Raw genomic sequence first — 586 nt, forward strand, 5'->3', positions numbered from 1 at the left:
TGGGTCAACAGGTCGGTGAAGGGAGGGTCCCCAGTCAGATCGACTCGCAGCACCAACGTATTGACGAAGAAGCCGACCAGGTCGTCGAGGGCGGGGTCGTCGCGGCCGGCGACGGCGAATCCGACCGCCACGTCGGGGTTGGCGCTGATCTTCGACAACAGGATCGTCAGGGCGGCTTGGATCACCATGAAACTGGTGGCGTTGTGTTCGCGTGCGACGTGAGTGATCTGCTGCTGCAGTTCGGCGGGCCACTCGATGGTGACGACGGCGCCGTGTTGGTCGGAGGTCGCTGGGTAAGGCCGGTCGGTGGGGAGGTCGAGATGTTCGGGCATCCCGGCCAAGGTGCGTTCCCAGTACTCCAGCTCGGTGGTGATGCGACTGTGTGGGTCGTGGAGTTCGCCGAGTTGGGTGCGTTGCCAGAGTGTGTAGTCGACGTATTGCACCGCCAACGGCGTCCAGCCCGGGGCACGGCCGTGTCGGCGCGCTCGGTACGCTTCGCTCACGTCGCGGGCCATCGGAACGGGGGACCATCCATCGAAAGCGATGTGGTGCAACACAATTCCCACGACATACCGTTCGGGTCCCA

General features: G+C 64.5%; 1 protein-coding gene. It reads right to left on the reverse strand.

The window, feature by feature from the left end; translation table 11 throughout:
- Window positions 1–586 (reverse strand): condensation domain-containing protein (locus ON23_RS03850; protein ID WP_157170150.1); only part of this gene is annotated, 586 nt, incomplete at both ends.

The sequence above is a fragment of the Nocardia cerradoensis NBRC 101014 genome, from assembly GCF_000308535.1.
GTDB lineage: Bacteria > Actinomycetota > Actinomycetes > Mycobacteriales > Mycobacteriaceae > Nocardia > Nocardia cerradoensis.